3 protein-coding genes are annotated in these 3392 nt (G+C 26.2%); all 3 read right to left on the bottom strand.

All coding sequences use genetic code 11. The features are described from left to right. Positions 1–78: 78 nt before the first annotated feature. Positions 79–1095: an alpha-hydroxy-acid oxidizing protein gene (locus tag I4V51_RS20530; RefSeq protein WP_195990297.1), complete on the bottom strand. Its 1017-nt coding sequence runs from the start codon at positions 1093–1095 to the stop codon at positions 79–81. Between the two features lie 25 nt (positions 1096–1120). Beyond that, positions 1121–2224, bottom strand: a complete 1104-nt coding sequence (gene mnmH / locus I4V51_RS20525) for a tRNA 2-selenouridine(34) synthase MnmH (RefSeq protein WP_195990296.1) — start codon at positions 2222–2224, stop codon at positions 1121–1123. A 151-nt stretch (positions 2225–2375) separates the two neighbouring features. Then, positions 2376–3266 (bottom strand): DUF11 domain-containing protein, encoded by an 891-nt coding sequence (locus tag I4V51_RS20520; protein ID WP_195990295.1) that lies wholly within the window; start codon positions 3264–3266, stop codon positions 2376–2378. Between the last annotated feature and the right edge of the window lie 126 nt (positions 3267–3392).

Below are 3392 nucleotides of genomic sequence, written 5' to 3'. Positions count from 1 at the left end.
GTATCCTCTTAATATTTAAGGTATATTATTATTATATTAATTACTTTAATTCTTGTTCTTTATAATAAAAGATACTTATTATTTTCTTATCATATCTCTAGAAATCTCTTTAATTGAATAAGCACCACACATGGCCATAGTATCTTCTAGTTCAGAAGCCAATTTATGAATGTATGTTTTGATCCCTTCTTCTTCACCACCATAAAGTGCAGTAACGAATGTTCTACAAATAAGTACTCCATCTGCACCTAATGCTAATGCTTTAAATACATCAACCCCTGAACGTAGCCCACCATCAACAAATACTTTCATTGAATCTCCTACAGCATCAACAATATCAGATAATACTTCTGCAGTTGAAGGACATTGATCTAAAACTCTACCACCATGATTAGAGACAACAATTGCTGTTGCACCTGCTTCCTTAGCTTTTAGAGCTCCTTTTACAGTCATAATTCCTTTTACTATAAATGGTAAGTTAGATACTTCAATTATTTCTCTAAGTTCAGATACTGATTTAGATCCAGCTGGAGGATTCATATTTTTTAAAAATGGAAGCCCAGCAGCATCAATATCCATTGCTATTGCTATAGCACCAGAATTTTTAACCAAATTTAATTTTTCTTTTATAGTATCTATGTTCCAAGGCTTAACTGTAGGAATAGCTAATCCTGATACTTTTTTTATAGCTTTTGTAGCTGACTTCATAACTTCAGGATTAGTACCATCTCCAGTAAATGCCAATATTCCTTCATTAGCACATGATGAAACTAAAATGTTATTATACGAAACATCATCATATTTATTACCATAATGTAAATTAACTGCACCTACAGGTCCGGCAAAAAAGGGATATTTAAATTTATGCCCAAACAGTTCAATACTTGTATCAATAGGCTTATTTTCAGTTAAGGTATCCATATTAACTCGTATTTCTTTCCATTTATCATAATTACGTATGGCAGTATCTCCAATTCCTTTTGCTCCAGGACCAGGAATTTGATTTTTACATGCTTTTCCATTACATTCTATACAAGCTTTGCAATATTCACCAATGCATTGTTTTGCATTATTTAACACCTCATTATAATTCATTTAGTTCAATCCTTTCATAATAAAATTAATTTAATGCCTTTAAAAACTCTAATACAGATTTTTTATCACCTTTATAAATAATATTTCTTGTATCTTTTGATATAGAATGTTTATAGAGTGGATCATAGTAGTTAACTAAAAATAATTCTATCCATCTGATATGTTGATAAAAATCATTAGTTGAGCATTGAATATTAAAAGCTATTTTTAATTCTTCTAATACAACTTTAAAGCGATCACCACCAAGTCTTTCTTTTAACTTCATCATACTACCTTCTATATTTTCATACCATTTTTTCATACCTAAATCTACATTGTCATAAAATTTTATATATTCAGTTTGGGCTTTAATAACATAATCATTTAATATATTTTCAATTCTCTCTTCCAATGTCGAATCTAGAAATACTACATTTCCTTGATGTATAAATTTATAGAATTCCGTAGGTATAAAACTTTTGCCTATATTTTTACTTTCATCTTCTACAATTATATGATTATATCTTTTATTTGAATGCTTAATAACTTCATAAGCTAGATTATTTTCAAAATTTATTTGTGTTGGTTGGGGTGTTAAAAATCCGCCAAATGCAGACCCCCTATGATTAGCAATTCCCTCAAGATCTATTGATGTATCAATCTCCCTTAATACTTCTGTTTTCCCTGATCCTGTATAACCAGTTAATACTATTGGTTTTGCTGAGATATTACTAGGATTTAATGAATTTATCAAATAATTCCTGAAATTTTTATAGCCACCATCTAATTTAGTAACACTTATTCCTAATTCATTTTCTATCCATCCTTGAGCTATTGTTGAACGAGAACCTCCTCTAAAGCAATAAATAATTGCTGTAGGATTATTTATTAGATATTCTCTCCATTTAGCTAATTTTTTTCGTTTATTCTCTCCAGAAACAATACTATAGCCAAGCTTTGTAGCTTCTATATTACCTTTTTCTTTATAGCATACTCCTATAATATGCCTTTCATCATTTGTTAAAATAGGTATATTAGTTGAATTAATAAAAGCACCCTTTTCAAACTCTATAGCTGCACGAACATCTAAAAGTGGTAACTCATTTATAATTATGTTCTTATAATCATTTGTTATTTTAAAATCTTTCATCTCTACTCCCTCTATAATTAGTAAAATTAATACAATTATATCATATTTAAACTACGAGTATTTAATAAAAAAGTAATTTTAGGTTTATTTATAAAAAATCTTAAGTTAATAACAAAAATTATAACCTAAGATTTTAATATAAAATAAATATTTAATTTAAATAAATTAGAATTGTATTATATATAGTTAGTTCATTAGTTCTAGGAAGTAAACTATAAGTACAATCTTCTTCAAAAACATTAATATTGATTTTTTTTATATATTTAATTCCAGGAGGTACATCTAATATATTAGAAAAATAATCAAATCGATTTTCTCTCTGAAATTTATAGCCATAACAAGAATTATACTTATAATAATTTATAAGGTAATACATTTTCCATATAATTAAAATTTTTAAGCCCATATGTGTGTTTATTATTTTATAATTTAAAATTTTAATTTTTGTATCTATCTCGCAAATTTTAACTTTTTTAAAATTCTCAGAATTTAGAGTAGTTTTGCTTGATGTAGATATTTGAGAAAAAATATTACAATTTACTAATGTTACGACCTTATTAGTTATTAAATGCATTTGCACTGGTTTTTCTTCGATATTATACAAATAATCATAACTAACATTCCCAACGTTGATTACTTTAGTTACCTCTTCATTATAACATTTTAAAATAGCTACTCTAAATGTAATAGTTACCTTTTTTTTACTATATAAATTTCCTATATACAGATTTTCAGGATTAGCACCATATTGAGTTATATTATTAATTTTAACTGAATTATCAATAAATAAGGTGTTTGAAGGGAGCTTATCAAAAACTCGTATATTCTTAACGGTATTATCACAAAGATTATAAATAGTAATAGTATAAGTTAATATATCCCATAAAGAAGAAATAACTTTATCAACACTTTTTTCTATAAATAATTTATAATCAATAATTATAGTTATAACTCTATTGCTACAGACGGTATCACATATTTCTGCATGATCCTTTGACTTTTTATAACAATAGTTTACTCTTCCTTGATTAACAACTATCATATAATCATCCTTACATTAATTATTTAGCAGTTTATGTGAACTTTCTTTAATATATTCTAAAAAAATAGTTATACTTATAAATAGAAAATTACACTCTATATTTTCTATAGTAATATCTTCTATAGA

The sequence above is a fragment of the Clostridium sp. D53t1_180928_C8 genome, assembly GCF_015667795.1.
Taxonomy (GTDB): Bacteria; Bacillota; Clostridia; order Clostridiales; family Clostridiaceae; genus Clostridium.
The sequence above is the reverse complement of the archived record's forward strand: the minus strand, read 5'-3'. Positions and strand labels throughout refer to the sequence as shown.